Here is a 14,677-nt window from a genome sequence, read left to right on the forward strand (position 1 = left end):
TCCTAATGAACCCCAGTGTGTTAAGTAAAACGTGTAGCGCCGCGTCAGTTCAGGTAAGGGGACCAGGACGGTTCTCTGACTTCGCCTTGAGCGGTAGGAAGCGGGAGCCTCACGCGTCCATTAATGGACACGAGCATCAAGACTCCCCGGCCCTGCTGGCGGGTGGCGTAGATTACCATGGTGCCGTTGGGCGCAACAGTAGGCGACTCGTCCAGAGTGCTATCAGTTAGGATTTTTACACTTCCGCGCTGCAAATCCTGAGCCGCCACTTTGAAATTGGTGAAACCGTCCTGACGATGGATCATCACCAGGGTCTTTTCATCAGCCGAAAGCTTCGGGTTGGCGTTGTAGTTGCCGATGAAGGTCACTCGCTCCGCACCGCCGCCACTGGCGCTGGTTTTGTAGATCTGTGGTTTGCCGCCACGGTCCGAGGTGAAGTAGATGGTCGAACCATCCTTGCCCCAGTACGGTTCGGTGTTGATGCCAGGACCTGCAGTCACGCGAGTGATCTGACGCGAACCCAGGTTCATCACATAGATGTCCGGGTTGCCATCTTTCGACAGTACGAATGCCAGGCGATTGCCATCCGGCGACCAGGCTGGCGCGCCGTTCAGGCCTTCGAAGTTGGTGATCTGCTCACGGCGACCGGTGTCGATGTTCTGCATGAAGATGCGCGGACGCTTCTGCTCGAACGACACATAGGCGATGCGTTTGCCATCCGGTGCGAAACGCGGCGACAGGATCGGCTCGCGCGATTGCAACAGAGTCACGGCGCGGGCACCGTCATAGTCCGAACGCTGCAGGGTGTAGCGAGTGTTCTTCTCGGAGAAACGCTCGGCTGTCACGTACAGCAGACGGGTCGAAAACGCACCTTTGATACCGGTAAGTTTTTCGAACGACTGGTCAGAGATGAAGTGCGCCATGTCACGCAGTTGCTCGGTAGTACCGGAAACACTGCCGTCAGCCACTTTCTGCTCGGTGGCCACGTTGAACAGTGCCCATTGCACCTGCAGACGGCCGCCCGCTGGAGCAATGCTGCCGACCATGATGAATTGAGCATTCACCGCCTTCCAGTCACGGAAGATGATTTCGCTCGGCTGGCTTGGCTGGCTGATCATGTTTTGCTTTGGAATCGGCGAGTAGTAGCCCGAATTCCGCAAATCGTTGCCAATGATTTCGGCCATATCGTCAGGCAGCACTGCACCGCCCTGGAAACCGAACGGCACTACGGCAATTGGCGTCGCCTGGGAGCTGCCACTGCTGACCAGGATATTTTTCTCTTCTGCGGTGGCCAGTCCTGCAAAGCAGAACATGACGACAAGCAGTCCTCGAAGAAGGTTTCTCACAAGGCTAGATCCTCAGGTGTGAATGTCATCTTGAATGAACGATAGGGTGCGAAATCCGCTGGACTCAAACCCTGCATTTCGGTCAATCGACCAATATTTTTTACAGCCGCGACGGTAGAACTGTCGAACGGCGCGTCACCGCTGGATTGAAGAACCTTGACGCTCGAGATTGTTCCGTCAGGCAGCATGCCGATCTGCAGAGTCACTTTCATGCCTTTACGGGCAGACGGTGGCTGCGCCCAACCTTCAGATGCTCGCGCACGAATCAAGTCATCGAAGTTGCCAGCCGTTTCATCACCCAACTCATCCGACTTGGTAGCCTGACGCTCGGTTTTATCGGACAGCAAGTCAGCCAATGCCTGAGCCTTCTTGTCCTCTAGTGACTTACGGGCTGCATCCTGCGTTTTCTTCTTCGCAGCATCAGCGGCAGCTTTCTTCTTCGCGTCCTCGGCGACTTTCTTCTTCGCCTCTTCAGCTTCAGCTTTTTTCTTGGCGTCTTCGGCGGCTTTCTTCTTCGCGTCTTCGACGATCTTCTTCTTGGCTTCTTCAGCGGCCTCTTTCTTGGCCTCTTCCTTAGCCTCTTCTTCGGCTTTCTTCTTGGCTATATCAGCCAATTGTTTCTCTTCTGCCTTCTTGGCCTCGGCTTTCTTCGCATCGTCGGTTTTCTTGGCTTCATCAGCCTTTTTTGCCTCGTCCGCTTTCTTCGCCTGATCGGCCTTCTTGGCTTCCTCGGCCTTTTGAGCCGCTTCTTCTTTCTTTTGTTCCGCAGCCTTCACCGCTTCCTGCTCGACCTTTTTCTGTTCCATCTGCTCGACTTCGGTCTGGCGCGCGGCGGATTTCTTCGCCTCACCCGCAATCTTCTGATTGGTCTGGGTGATTGCCGGACTTTTCGATTTCAGTTGGTACAAGGTCGCCTGGACAATCGGCTTGGCCGGCGGCAGCTCTGGTGTAAAGGCAAAACTGACGAACAGCATGCCGAACACCAGCACGTGCAGGACAATTGCCAGAACACTAGGCCAGAAGTAGCTTTCCGAGGCGGACGGCTCTCGCTGTTGCTGCATCAGGGGGCCTCGGTGATCAAGCCAACATTACCGACCCCGGCTTTCTGCAACCCGCCCATGGCGCCCATGACGGAACCATAGTCGACGGTCTTGTCGCCGCGGATGAAGACCTGGGTACGTTTGCCGCCTTCAGTGCCGGCACGAATGATCTTGGTCACCGCGTCGGTCATTTGCGGCAGGGTCATGGCCCTGTCCTGTTGCTTCTCGGTATCGACTTCGCTGCCAAGGTTCCAGTAGTAGGTCTTGTCAGCCTTGATCGAAATGGTCAGGACCTGAGTGTTGTTGTCCTGCGGCAAGGCTTCGCTGGAAACCTTGGGCAGATCAACTTTCACGCCCTGATTGAGCATCGGCGCGGTCACCATGAAGATGACCAGCAGCACCAACATCACGTCGATGTAAGGCACCACGTTCATCTCGGCGACCGGCTTGCGCTTTTTGCGAGCTCGAGCGATTAAAGCCATTGGAAATTACCTGCTTATTCTTCGCTGGTGTGCACTTTGCGGTGCAGGATCGCCTGGAATTCATCGGCGAAGGTGTAGTAGCGGCTCAGCAAGGTTTCGCTGCGGGCAGAGAAACGGTTGTAAGCAATAACGGCCGGGATCGCGGCGAACAGGCCGATCGCCGTGGCGATCAAGGCTTCGGCGATACCCGGGGCCACGGTGGCCAGGGTCGCTTGCTGGGCCTGAGCCAGACCACGGAAGGAGTTCATAATGCCCCATACGGTACCGAACAGACCGATGTACGGGCTGACCGAACCGACGGTGGCGAGAAACGGCAGGCTCTGCTCCAGCTTCTCTTCTTCACGAGAGATGGCAACACGCATGGCACGCGCCACACCTTCCATCACCGCCTCAGGATCGACGCCTGGCTGCTGACGCAGACGGGAGAACTCCTTGAAGCCGGCACGGAAGATCTGCTCCACGCCCGAATCCGGATCCGGGTTGCTGCCGGCCTGACGGTACAGCTTGGACAGGTCGATACCCGACCAGAAGCGCTCTTCGAAGCTCTCCAGGGCGCGTCGACCGGCGCGCAGCAGGTTGCTGCGCTGAAAGATCATGATCCATGAGGTCACCGATGCGGCCACCAGGGTCAACATTACCAACTGCACCACGATGCTGGCATTGCTGACCAGGCTCCACATGGAGGAATGGTCGACGACGTTAGCTTCCACGCTTTATCTCCTGCTTTGAGTGTTTACCCGTGCCGCCCGCGTCGGCAAAGGCCGCACGCAAGGATTCGGGCATGGCCCGGGGTTTCAAACTTTCGGTGCGCACACAGGCCACCAGAAACTGCCCCTCACAGAGCAGCACATTATCCGTGGCCCGCCTGACCTGCTGTTTAAAGCGCAGGCTGGCACGGTTCAATTCGATTACATCAGCGCTTACCAGCAGTTCGTCGTCCAGTCGCGCCGGCGCGTGATAGCGCGCTTCGCTGGAATGCACGACAAACAACAGATCCTCCCCGGCCAGTTCCGACTGGGCAAAGCCCAGCGTCCGGAGCCGCTCGGTTCGAGCCCGTTCCATAAACTTGAGGTAATTAACGTAATACACGATGCCGCCGGCATCGGTGTCCTCGTAATAAACGCGACAACGATGTGCGAACGGCTCAAGCCCGTTTTGCGCGCGCATACTCTAGTGCTTACTCCTCGGGTTGCCAATCCAGCCAGGCAACTGTTTTTCATTGTTCAAAGGCTTTACCGCAAAAGTACCGCCCTGTGACAGTACAAACGCTGAATAAATCGACAATAAATGTGTACTAATCGTCTACCGCATCGGGAAACTCGTCTACCACGGGCATCTCGCCCATTCGTGACGGAATGTTTAAACCGAAATGCAGGTACGCATGCCGTGTCACCACCCTGCCCCGTGGCGTGCGCATGATGTAACCCTGCTGAATCAGGTACGGCTCCAGCACATCCTCGATGGTGTGGCGTTCTTCACTGATCGCCGCCGCCAGGCTGTCGATGCCCACCGGACCGCCGTCGAACTTCTCGATCATGGTCAGCAGCAAGCGCCGGTCCTGATGATCGAAGCCGTGTTCGTCGACATCCAGCAGGTTAAGCGCCAGATCGGCGACTGCCTTGGTGATGTGGCCCTTGGCCCGGACTTCAGCAAAATCGCGTACCCGCCGCAGCAGACGGTTGGCGATTCGCGGCGTACCGCGGGCGCGGCGAGCCACCTCAAAGGCGCCCTCCGGATCCAGCGGCAAGCCGAGAATATTCGCCGAGCGGCTGACAATCGTCGACAGATCGGCGGTGTTGTAGAACTCAAGACGCTGGACAATACCGAAGCGGTCACGCAACGGGTTGGTCAGCATGCCGGCGCGGGTGGTGGCACCGACGAGAGTGAACGGTGGCAGGTCCAGCTTGATCGACCGCGCCGCTGGCCCTTCGCCGATCATGATGTCGAGCTGAAAGTCTTCCATGGCCGGATACAGCACTTCTTCCACGATCGGCGACAGACGATGGATTTCATCGATGAACAGCACGTCGTGCGGTTCAAGATTGGTCAGCAATGCCGCCAGATCGCCCGGACGTTCAAGCACCGGGCCGGACGTGCTCTTGATCGACACACCCATTTCCTGGGCGATGATGTTGGCCAGGGTGGTTTTACCCAGCCCCGGGGGGCCGAAGATCAGCGTGTGATCGAGGGATTCGTTACGGCCACGGGCGGCCTGGATGAACAGTTCCATCTGCTCGCGGACCGTCGGCTGGCCAATGTAGTCGGCCAGGCTGACAGGGCGAATGGCCCGGTCCTGGACTTCTTCGCGCTCGCGCGGGCTGTGCGCGGCGGCGATCAGACGATCAGCTTCAATCACTTAAATCATTCCCTTCAGGGCGCGGCGGATCATGTCTTCACTGCTCAGGTTCTTGTCCTTGATGGCGGAAATCGCCTTGCTCGCTTCCTGCGGCTTGTAGCCCAGGGAAATCAGCGCGCTGACCGCATCGTTTTCTGCGGTGTTGACCGGCGCCGGACCGTCCGGCTGGTTCGGCACCAGGGCGAACATCGCCGGCACGGTTTCCCAGGCCTTGAAGCGGTCTTTCAGTTCGACCAGCAGACGCTCGGCGGTTTTCTTGCCGACACCCGGGACCTTGGTCAGTGCCGAAGTGTCCTGAGATTGCACGCAGCGGATCAGCTCGTCGACTTCCAGGCTCGACATCAGGGCCAGGGCCAGTTTCGGCCCGACACCATTGAGACGGATCAATTCGCGAAAAAAGTCTCGCTCACGCTTGCCGGCGAAACCATAGAGTAACTGCGCGTCTTCGCGTACGACCAAATGGGTGTGCAACGTCAGCGGTTCACCGACCGACGGCAGACGATAAAGGGTGGTCATGGGCACTTCCAGCTCATACCCGAGGCCGTTTACATCCAGAATCAGGTGCGGCGGCTGTTTCTCAGCCAGGGTGCCGCGCAAGCGTCCAATCACGTTTCAGATCCTTGAGCGTTGACCAGCCGGGGGCTGGCGACTATCGAAAGGCGGATTCCTGGCCGACGACCCAGGCGCAGGAAATCCGCTTTCAGGAAAATTGATGCTGATGCTATCAGAGACGCAGGCGCCCGCCACGACTGCGTGCCGTTCCCAAGCCGTGCGGCAGCAGACTGGAACGGGTGTGTGCATGGCAAATGGCAATGGCCAGGGCGTCCGAGGCATCGATTTGCGGTTTGCTGGTCAGCTTGAGCATGTGCATGACCATCATCTGCACCTGCTCTTTATTGGCGGCGCCGGTGCCGACCACGGCCTGCTTGACCTGAGTGGCCGTGTACTCGGCAATTTCCAGACACTCTTCGGCGCCGGCAACAATCGCTGCGCCGCGCGCCTGCCCGAGCTTCAACGCAGAGTCGGCGTTCTTCGCCATGAATACCTTTTCGATGCCCATGGTTATCGGGCCATATGTCTGGATGATTTCACGCACGCCGCGATAGACAATCTGCAGACGCTCATGCAATTCGCCAGCACCTGTGCGAATACAGCCCGAGGCCACATAAATGCAGCCGCCGCGTCCGGTATCGCGAACAATCCCGTAACCGGTGATGCGCGAGCCAGGGTCGATACCAAGAATTAAAGTCATAACGCCTGCAGATTTGGTAAAAGCACGATTTTCAAATCAACCCATAACAAATGTGGGAGCGAGCCTGCTCGCGAAAGCGGTTTCATCATCAGCAACGATGTTGCCTGAAAATCCGCCTTCGCGAGCAAGCCCGCCCCCACATTCAAGCCTAGTCGCTCTCAACCGAGCTGAGCGGCCACGTCTTCCGGAATGTCCGCGTTGGAGTAGACGTTCTGCACGTCATCCAGGTCCTCGAGCATGTCGATCAGCTTGAGCACCTTCTCCGCGCCATCCAGATCCAGCTCGGCGCTGGTGGTCGGCTGCATGACGATTTCTGCGTCATCACCCTTGAAGCCAGCCGCTTCCAGCGCGTTGCGCACGGCATAGAAGCTGGTGAACGAGGTGAACACGTCAATCGAGCCATCTTCATGGCTGACCACGTCGTCGGCATCGGCTTCCAGCGCCGCCTCGGTCAGGGCATCTTCGTCGACGCCCGGGGCGAAGCTGATCTGGCCCTTGCGTTCGAACAGATAGGCCACCGAACCGTCAGTGCCGAGGTTGCCGCCACACTTGCTGAATGCATGACGTACGGCTGCAGCGGTACGGTTGCGGTTGTCGGTCATGCACTCGACCATCACCGCTACGCCGCCCGGGCCGTAACCTTCATAGGTCAGCTCTTCAACGTTGTCCGCTTCGGTCGCACCGGCGCCACGCGCCACGGCACGGTCGATGATGTCACGGCTCATGTTCGCGCTCAGCGCTTTATCCAGCGCCAGGCGCAGACGCGGGTTGGAACCCGGGTCGCCGCCGCCCTGACGGGCCGCAACGGTCAGTTCACGGATCCACTTGGTGAAGATCTTGCCTCTCTTGGCATCCTGACGTTCTTTGCGGTGCTTGATGTTCGCCCACTTGGAATGACCTGCCATAACTCGCTCCGAATTCTCTTTGAAACGTTGCCCGCCCTGCTCATGCAGCGGCCAGCAAACAAAAAAATCTCGACCTGCTCTCTATAGAAAGAAAAAAGGCGCATCCGAAGATGCGCCTCCAGGCCCGTCTTACTCAGCCTTTGGCGTTTCGCGCAAACGAATGTGCAGCTCGCGCAATGCCTTGGCATCCACCACACCCGGTGCTTGCGTCATCACGTCCGCAGCGCTCTGGGTTTTCGGGAAAGCGATCACTTCACGGATCGACTGGGCGCCGGTCATCAGCATCACCAGACGGTCCAGACCGAAGGCCAGACCACCGTGCGGCGGCGCACCGTATTTCAGGGCGTCGAGCAGGAAGCCGAACTTCTCTTCCTGTTCCGCTTCGTTGATACCCAACAGGCGGAATACCGCTTGCTGCATTTCCTTGCGGTGGATACGGATCGAACCGCCACCCAGCTCGGTGCCGTTCAGCACCATGTCGTAGGCACGGGACAGAGCGCCGGCCGGGTTGGCTTCCAGTTCTTCCGGGGAGCACTTCGGCGCGGTGAACGGGTGGTGCAGCGCGGAGAAGCTGCCGTCGTCGTTTTCTTCGAACATAGGGAAGTCGACAACCCACATCGGTGCCCACTTGCAGGTCAGCAGGTTGAGATCGTGACCGAGCTTGATGCGCAGTGCGCCCAAGGCTTCGCTGACAATCTTGGCCTTGTCGGCGCCGAAGAACACGATGTCGCCGTCAACTGCGCCAACGCGATCGAGGATGGCGTTGAGGTTTTCCAGCGGGATGTTTTTCACGATCGGCGATTGCAGACCGTCAACACCGGCAGCGCGCTCGTTGACCTTGATGTACGCCAGGCCTTTGGCACCGTAGATGCCGACGAACTTGGTGTAATCGTCGATCTGCTTGCGTGGCATGCTTGCGCCGCCTGGTACGCGCAGAGCTGCGATACGGCATTTCGGATCGTTGGCCGGGCCGCTGAACACTTTGAAATCAACTTCTTTCAACTGATCGGCGACGTCGACCAGTTCCAGCGGAATACGCAGGTCTGGCTTGTCGGAACCGTAGCGGCGCATGGCTTCTTCGAAGGTCATGTGCGGGAATTCGCCGAACTCCAGATCCAGCACTTCCTTGAACAGGTTGCGGATCATTTGCTCAGTCAGGCCCATGATCTCTTTTTCATCGAGGAAACTGGTCTCGATGTCGATCTGGGTGAATTCAGGCTGACGGTCAGCGCGCAGGTCTTCGTCGCGGAAGCACTTGGCGATCTGATAGTAACGGTCGAAGCCAGCGACCATCAGCAGTTGCTTGAACAGCTGCGGCGATTGCGGCAGGGCAAAGAACGAACCGGCGTGGGTACGGCTCGGCACCAGATAGTCACGTGCACCTTCAGGGGTGGCACGGGTCAGGATCGGTGTTTCAACGTCGAGGAAGCCGTTTTCGTCGAGGAAGCGACGAATGCTGGTGGTCATGCGCGAACGCAGACGCAGCTTCTCGGCCATTTCCGGACGACGCAGGTCGAGGAAGCGATAGCGCAGGCGGGTTTCTTCGCCAACGTCGGAGAACTCGTTCAGCGGGAACGGCGGGGTTTCCGACTCGTTCAGCACTTCCAGCTCGTAGCCCAGCACTTCGATCATACCCGACGCCATGTTGGCGTTGGTGGCACCGGCCGGACGCAGACGCACCTTACCGGTGATCTTCACCACGTACTCGCTGCGCACGCGATCAGCGGCGGCGAAGCTCTCGGCGCGATCCGGGTCGAACACCACCTGGGCCAGACCATCACGATCACGGATATCGAGGAAAATCACCCCGCCGTGGTCGCGACGACGGTGAACCCATCCGCAAAGGGTAATTTCCTGGCCTTCCAGGCTTTCGTTCAGTTGGCCGCAATAATGGCTGCGCATCATGGTAGTGGTTTCGCTTCTCGTAATTCGAAATTCGGTGGAGATCCCGTCGCCATCAAGCATTGCGGAATCTCACGCGTGTCGTTCGACCTGGGCCTGAACCCTAGTCAGATTTGTCGCCACCGGCCAGATTCTTCTTGGCTCCGGTCTTGAAATCGGTTTCGTACCAACCGCTGCCGCTGAGGCGAAAACCCGGCATGGACAGCTGTTTCTTGAGCTCTGGCGCCTGACAGGCAGGGCAGTCGACCAGCGGTGCCTCGCTGATCTTTTGAATGGCTTCCAACTGATGACCACAGGAAGCACATTGGTAATCGTACATCGGCATGGGGGTGTCTCGGCGATCAGATTGCCACCGCGCGCAGGGCTTTGCGGCGAAAGAGCGGGATTATATCCATTAAATGCGGGCTGTGCAGCCGTAAGACTGCACAGCCCGCCACGTCATTTCAAGTATTGCCCGTTCAGGGCATCACGGCCGACGGGGTAGCGCGCAGGCCATTCATCACGCACACCACCCGCACCAGACCGCTGAAGTTTTTCACCCCGCCATGACGCAAGTGCACTTGACGGTCCACATGGGACAGCAGCGTACTGACCGAACAGCCGTTGTCTTCGGCCATCGCGCCAAGAATGTTCCAGTAAACCTGCTCGAGCCTCAGGCAGGTCGCAAAACCATTCAAACGCACCGACCTGGACAGCGGCCGGATCAGCTCGAAGTCGAAATCACTGACAAACGGATCGACCTTCATCTCCTGTTGCGAACCGATATGTTCGCTTCGCCTGTCTCCACCTACCATATCGCTGACACTCCTTTGTCATCGCTGCTTTTATAAAGACAATTTCCTGTGCCCTCATAAAAACGCAGACGCAAAGTTAGCGCCAGATGACTAGTTGCCCATCTGCGTAGGATAAGCCGACATAATCAGTAAGATTTGAAACAGTACGCGGACATCCACCACCCCGGGACGTCCGCGCACCTGGTGATCAGGTCTCCAGCAACGCGCGCAGCATCCAGGCAGTCTTCTCGTGCACCTGCATGCGCTGGGTCAGCAGGTCGGCCGTCGGTTCATCACTGACCTTGTCCAGCAACGGGAAGATGCCGCGAGCGGTGCGCGTCACCGCTTCCTGCCCCTCGACCAACTGCTTGATCATGTTCTCGGCACTGGGCACCCCCTCTTCTTCCTTGATGGAAGAAAGACGCGCGTAGGTGGCGTAGGCTCCCGGCGCCGGAAAGCCCAGGGCGCGAATGCGCTCCGCGATCAGGTCCACGGCCAGGGCCAGCTCGTTGTACTGCTCTTCGAACATCAGATGCAGGGTCCTGAACATGGGACCTGTGACGTTCCAGTGGAAGTTATGGGTTTTCAGATACAGCACGTAGGTGTCCGACAGCAGCCGCGACAGCCCCTCGACGATGGACTTGCGGTCTTCTTCACTGATACCGATATCGATTGCCATGTTTACCCCCTAAGGCGATTGGACTCATCCAGCAGGTGCAGACCCACTCTAGCAAGGCAACCGCCACCTCGCAGCCGGCAATCGGCGCGCGCGGTGCGACAAATCGACCGGGCAGGTGCCGCTGGCCGGGGTGATTTGAGTAGCCGCAGGCTTTGCTGTTAAATAGGCAGTGTGTCGCTACGCCCCATTTTTCGGGGGTGTGGCGCATAGGCTGATGCCGGGCACGTGTCCAACGCCTCTTTATTGTTCCGAAGCGAACCGTGCGCCTTCAGCTCTTCCTTATGAGCCGTCATAACGTGAGCCAATCAAAATGTTGAAAATCGTCCACCTGCTAATGGGCGCAGCGGCCTTGCTGCTGTCGTTCATACCTAGCTTGAAATCCGAAGCCGTTCCTTACCTGCAACAACCCGATGCACTTTACCTGGCCTTTTTCGGCCTGCTGAACCTGGTCATCGCTCCAGTGATCCCTTACTGGAACAAAGGCCCGCGCCAGCATCTGCAAAACCTGGTCAGCGCTCTTCTCGTGCTGACTGTCGTCCTGCAAACCCTGACCCTGATCGCTCCGATGCCAGTCATCGCCGGTCAACCGGCCGTGTTGTTCAGCCTGGTGATTGCCCTGGTTGCCGTGGTCCTGCACCTGGCCGTCAGCTTTTACAAGTCTTCGCCGGCGGCTGCACCTGCCAGCTATGACATGAGCAACCGCGATACCGGGACCGTCAAGTGGTTCAACACCTCTAAAGGCTTCGGCTTTATTTCCCGGGATTCCGGTGATGATATTTTCGTGCACTTTCGTGCAATCCGTGGCGAAGGCCACCGCGTTCTGGTCGAAGGCCAGCGCGTGGAGTTCTCGGTAATGAACCGTGATAAAGGCCTGCAAGCCGAGGACGTGATCGCCGCCCTGCCGCGTCGCTGATCCCTGGCAATAAAAAACCGCGAACAGCCAGGCTGTTCGCGGTTTTTTTATGCCCGCCCAAAGGGGCTGACATCAATAGTGTGGCGGCGGCGCCTCTTCTTCAAATGAGTCGAACTGCCCGACCATTTCTTCCTGACGCTTGAGCAGTGCCGCCATTTGCAGCTGCAGACGCTCGATCACACGCTGCTGCGCCACCAGCTCGTCGTTCAACGCCTGAATGGTGTCATCCTGGAAGGCCAGACGGCTTTCCAGATCGGTAACGCGCGCTTCAAGGCTCATGATTCAACCCTCCAGAAACGTGAAATGTTCGGTCAGCACCAGACGCAGCCGCTCACGAATGGCTGCTACCTGCTCTGCGCTGTAGGGTTTGGCCGGGTGCTTGCCCCAGACCGGTGCCGGCCATGCCGCATCATCGCGTTTACGCACAATCACATGCATGTGCAGTTGGCTGACGACGTTGCCCAGGGTCGCGACGTTCAGCTTGTCGGCGTCGAACAAGTCCTTGAGCAGCTCGGCCAGCGCGGTGGTTTCCTGCCACAACTGCTGCTGGTCAGCGACATCCAACTGAAACAACTCACTGATATCGTCGCGGCGTGGCACCAGGATGAACCACGGGTAATTGGCATCGCTGGACAGCAGCAGCCGACACAACGGGAAGTCGCCGATGGTCAGGGTGTCCTGTTGAAGTCGTGAATCTAAAGCAAACACTGCGTGCACTCCCGGCTGATCTACATCATTCAGCTTAGCGGCCATCCCGACGGGCAACGCACCAAGCGACAGGCAGGCAGCATACCTGCGAATGCGCCCGGCTTCACGATGACAGTGCCGCCCATACCCGCACAGCCCCGACAAGAGACACTTACAGAGACCGCGCACCATCACAGAGCCAGGACTGCCGTCGAACACCCAAAATGCCCGAAAACACCTGCTGTACCGGACTACACACTCACGCTGAACTGTATGAATCCTGTACAGCGTGTAATTTTTTTGCACCAAAACCGCACAGCGCGTCTACGCTCAGTGCGTCGGGCATCCGCCAAATACTCACTGACGGGGTGAACCGGTAACGTTTTTGGCTGTCACGCCCCAACACAAACGTGACAACACCATGCAAGGGAGTGCGTCAACCCCCTGATACAAAAGGGCTTGAACCCCTGTTTTCACGAGGTTTTCACGAGCACAGGCAGGTGTTCAGAAAAATAAACGTGGCAACCCTGCACTTTGTGCACGCTTGTTGCATCCAGACACATATGGTCTATAAGCGCACCACGAGAAGTGGGGCACGAGGCCAACAAAAACGGTGGCAGGGTTGCCCCAATGGAGATTCAAGTGTTTTGCCAGGGACTCTTTTTTACCGATGCAAAAAGGCCCAGAAACAGCGATAAAGTTGTCAGCCCGGCTGCATGGGTACTGTGAATTTGCGACATCAACCCAACTGTTTGCGACGTCGTCGTAAAGAACACGAAAGGTTGTATGTGCAAGTGTCGCCAACATTGTCGGCGTGATATAAGTTTGCGCCGACACAAAAAGAAAGAGCCGCCCAGATAATAAAACAGGTGGGACGGCAGTACTCTTCTAAAACCAAAGGAGCAAATCACGATGCGCGTGATGAAGTGGAGCACAATCGCACTGGCCGTTGCAGCAGCAGCCAGCACTCAGTTGGCTACGGCCGCCCCGTTTGTTAGTGACCAGGCAGAAGCCAAAGGCTTTGTTGAAGACGCCAAACTGACCGAAACGTTGAAGAACTACTACTTCAACCGCGACCGGAAAGGCGGTTCCAACGATCAAATAGACTGGACACAGGGTTTCCTGGGCAACTTCAGCTCTGGCTACACCCAAGGTACTGTCGGTGTTGGTGTTGATGCATTCGGTTACCTGGGCATCAAACTGGATGGCGGCGACGGCACCGCCGGTTCGGGCAACACCAGCGTCGACTCCCAGGGCCGCGTCCAGAACAACATGGGCAAAGCCGGTGCAGCGATCAAGGCGCGCATCTCCAAAACCGAGCTGAAATTCGGTGAGTTCCAGCCAAGCACCTCTCCAGTATTCGCTGTCGGCGGCTCGCGTCTGATTCCTCAGACCGCTACCGGCTTCCAACTGCAGAGCAGCGAAGTCCAGAACCTGGACCTGGAAGCAGGTCACTTCTACTCGGCCTCCAGCCAGGACGAGATGAACAGCGACGGTGAACTGCACTCGCAGTACTCGAGCACCTCCAGTAACCCTGTCACTGGCAAGACCATGGACTTCGCCGGCGGCAAGTACGGCATCACCGACAACCTGAGCGTTTCGCTCTACGGTTCGAAGTTCAAGGACATCTGGAACCAGTACTACTCCAACGTGAACCTCACCACTCCGATCAGTGGTGATACTTCGCTCAATACCGACTTCAACATCTACCGCACCACCGACACTGGCCAATCGAAAGCCGGCGACATCAGCAACACCACGTTCTCCCTGGCGACTGCGCTTTCGTTCCTGAAAGCACACACCGTTACTCTGGCCTTCCAGAAGGTCAACGGTGATACGCCATTCGACTACGTCGGTGTGGGTGACAACAACCGTGGCGGCGACTCGATCTTCCTTGCCAACTCCATCCAGTACTCCGACTTCAACGGTCCGAACGAAAAATCTGCGCAGATTCGTTATGACCTGAAAATGGCCGAGTACGGCGTACCGGGTCTGAGCTTCATGGCTCGCTATGTTAAAGGCTGGGACATCGACGGCACCAAAATGGACGCCAACAGCCCATACCGTTCGTACGGTTACGGTGAAGATGGCAAACATCACGAAACCAACCTTGAAGCCAAGTACGTAGTTCAGACCGGCCCGGCCAAAGATCTGTCCTTCCGTATCCGTCAGGCATGGCACCGTGGCAACACCGACCAGGCTGAAGGCAATATCAACGAGTTCCGTCTGATCACCGAGTACCCACTGAACATCTTGTAATCGTCAGTGGTTAGTTTGGTTGAATGAAAAAGGCCCATCTTCGGATGGGCCTTTTTTATTGCCTGTCACTTGTAATAAATGCC

Annotated in this window: 17 protein-coding genes; 2 read left to right on the plus strand and 15 right to left on the minus strand. The window is 57.6% G+C overall.

The window, feature by feature from the left end:
* Positions 1–44: 44 nt before the first annotated feature.
* From tolB to QMK55_RS06655, 13 genes are all read right to left on the minus strand, one after another.
* On the minus strand, positions 45–1,313 hold the full coding sequence (gene tolB, locus QMK55_RS06595) for a Tol-Pal system beta propeller repeat protein TolB (RefSeq protein ID WP_218244969.1): 1,269 nt from the start codon (positions 1,311–1,313) through the stop codon (positions 45–47).
* A 29-nt stretch (positions 1,314–1,342) separates the two neighbouring features.
* On the minus strand, positions 1,343–2,407 hold the full coding sequence (tolA, locus tag QMK55_RS06600) for a cell envelope integrity protein TolA (RefSeq protein ID WP_320328895.1): 1,065 nt from the start codon (positions 2,405–2,407) through the stop codon (positions 1,343–1,345).
* Positions 2,407–2,859 (minus strand): protein TolR, encoded by a 453-nt coding sequence (gene tolR / locus QMK55_RS06605; protein ID WP_161806672.1) that lies wholly within the window; start codon positions 2,857–2,859, stop codon positions 2,407–2,409. Before tolR ends, tolA begins: the two co-directional genes overlap by 1 nt.
* Positions 2,860–2,882: 23 nt before the next feature.
* Positions 2,883–3,578 carry a protein TolQ gene (gene tolQ / locus QMK55_RS06610; RefSeq protein ID WP_003227517.1) on the minus strand — a complete coding sequence of 232 codons (696 nt, stop codon included), beginning with the start codon at positions 3,576–3,578 and terminating at the stop codon, positions 2,883–2,885.
* Positions 3,568–4,035: a tol-pal system-associated acyl-CoA thioesterase gene (gene ybgC / locus QMK55_RS06615; RefSeq protein ID WP_320328896.1), complete on the minus strand. Its 468-nt coding sequence runs from the start codon at positions 4,033–4,035 to the stop codon at positions 3,568–3,570. The genes tolQ and ybgC overlap by 11 nt, the downstream gene beginning before the upstream one ends.
* Before the next feature lie 127 nt (positions 4,036–4,162).
* On the minus strand, positions 4,163–5,224 hold the full coding sequence (ruvB, locus tag QMK55_RS06620) for a Holliday junction branch migration DNA helicase RuvB (RefSeq protein ID WP_320328897.1): 1,062 nt from the start codon (positions 5,222–5,224) through the stop codon (positions 4,163–4,165).
* Positions 5,225–5,833, minus strand: coding sequence for a Holliday junction branch migration protein RuvA (ruvA, locus tag QMK55_RS06625; RefSeq protein ID WP_025112788.1), 609 nt, complete (start codon positions 5,831–5,833; stop codon positions 5,225–5,227). It lies immediately after the preceding gene.
* A gap of 115 nt (positions 5,834–5,948) precedes the next feature.
* Positions 5,949–6,476, minus strand: a complete 528-nt coding sequence (gene ruvC / locus QMK55_RS06630; RefSeq protein WP_102355041.1) for a crossover junction endodeoxyribonuclease RuvC — start codon at positions 6,474–6,476, stop codon at positions 5,949–5,951.
* 158 nt (positions 6,477–6,634) lie between these two features.
* Positions 6,635–7,381, minus strand: a complete 747-nt coding sequence (locus QMK55_RS06635; RefSeq protein ID WP_102355040.1) for a YebC/PmpR family DNA-binding transcriptional regulator — start codon at positions 7,379–7,381, stop codon at positions 6,635–6,637.
* A gap of 129 nt (positions 7,382–7,510) precedes the next feature.
* Positions 7,511–9,286, minus strand: a complete 1,776-nt coding sequence (aspS, locus tag QMK55_RS06640; protein ID WP_008080219.1) for an aspartate--tRNA ligase — start codon at positions 9,284–9,286, stop codon at positions 7,511–7,513.
* 100 nt (positions 9,287–9,386) lie between these two features.
* Complete coding sequence (locus QMK55_RS06645; RefSeq protein WP_003227532.1) at positions 9,387–9,608, minus strand: FmdB family zinc ribbon protein; 222 nt, start codon at positions 9,606–9,608, stop codon at positions 9,387–9,389.
* 133 nt (positions 9,609–9,741) lie between these two features.
* The gene (locus QMK55_RS06650; RefSeq protein WP_320328898.1) at positions 9,742–10,077 is read right to left on the minus strand and encodes a ribbon-helix-helix domain-containing protein; all 336 of its coding nucleotides are present in this window, start codon (positions 10,075–10,077) and stop codon (positions 9,742–9,744) included.
* Positions 10,078–10,264: 187 nt separating this feature from the next.
* Positions 10,265–10,735 carry a Dps family protein gene (locus tag QMK55_RS06655; protein WP_064588914.1) on the minus strand — a complete coding sequence of 157 codons (471 nt, stop codon included), beginning with the start codon at positions 10,733–10,735 and terminating at the stop codon, positions 10,265–10,267.
* Between the two features lie 310 nt (positions 10,736–11,045).
* Between QMK55_RS06655 and QMK55_RS06660 the strand changes: the two genes are divergently transcribed.
* Positions 11,046–11,648 carry a cold-shock protein gene (locus QMK55_RS06660; RefSeq protein WP_102355037.1) on the plus strand — a complete coding sequence of 201 codons (603 nt, stop codon included), beginning with the start codon at positions 11,046–11,048 and terminating at the stop codon, positions 11,646–11,648.
* Positions 11,649–11,720: 72 nt separating this feature from the next.
* Here the strand turns inward: QMK55_RS06660 and QMK55_RS06665 are convergent, their stop codons facing one another.
* Both QMK55_RS06665 and QMK55_RS06670 read right to left on the minus strand, forming a co-directional pair.
* Positions 11,721–11,927: a SlyX family protein gene (locus QMK55_RS06665; protein ID WP_064588916.1), complete on the minus strand. Its 207-nt coding sequence runs from the start codon at positions 11,925–11,927 to the stop codon at positions 11,721–11,723.
* 3 nt (positions 11,928–11,930) lie between these two features.
* The gene (locus QMK55_RS06670) at positions 11,931–12,356 is read right to left on the minus strand and encodes an HIT domain-containing protein (protein WP_320328899.1); all 426 of its coding nucleotides are present in this window, start codon (positions 12,354–12,356) and stop codon (positions 11,931–11,933) included.
* Positions 12,357–13,247: 891 nt separating this feature from the next.
* On the opposite strand from QMK55_RS06670, the gene QMK55_RS06675 reads away from it, so the two are divergent.
* Positions 13,248–14,594 carry an OprD family porin gene (locus tag QMK55_RS06675; RefSeq protein ID WP_102355035.1) on the plus strand — a complete coding sequence of 449 codons (1,347 nt, stop codon included), beginning with the start codon at positions 13,248–13,250 and terminating at the stop codon, positions 14,592–14,594.
* Positions 14,595–14,677 lie beyond the last annotated feature (83 nt).

The organism is Pseudomonas sp. P8_229 (assembly GCF_034008635.1).
Lineage (GTDB): Bacteria > Pseudomonadota > Gammaproteobacteria > Pseudomonadales > Pseudomonadaceae > Aquipseudomonas.